This window comes from Nostoc sp. CALU 1950 (assembly GCF_051172895.1).
GTDB lineage: Bacteria > Cyanobacteriota > Cyanobacteriia > Cyanobacteriales > Nostocaceae > Nostoc > Nostoc edaphicum_A.
This window is the reverse complement of the sequence record NZ_JBDNJQ010000501.1, coordinates 1-231: the sequence shown is the minus strand read 5'-3', so window position 1 is coordinate 231 and position 231 is coordinate 1. Positions and strand designations below refer to the sequence as shown.

General features: G+C 56.3%; 1 pseudogene. It reads right to left on the bottom strand.

Features of this window, described 5'->3' with window-relative positions:
• Window positions 1-34 precede the first annotated feature (34 nt).
• Window positions 35-231 (bottom strand): annotated as a pseudogene (locus tag ABF638_RS38550) (DUF2207 domain-containing protein); the annotation flags it as partial.

Below are 231 nucleotides of genomic sequence, written 5' to 3'. Positions count from 1 at the left end.
GGAATTCTTTTATCTTGACTGCTCATAAAATTATTTACCAACTACCACCAGCACCACCGCCACCGCTACTGCCGCCACCGAAGCTACCACCACCGCCACCGCTACTGCCACCACCGCCACCGCTACTGCCGCCACCGAAGCTACCACCACCGCCACCGCTACCCCAAGAACTGCTCGGAGGTGGTGGTGGAGGCAAACGAGGAATTATTTCCTCTCGCTGATTATGGTAAG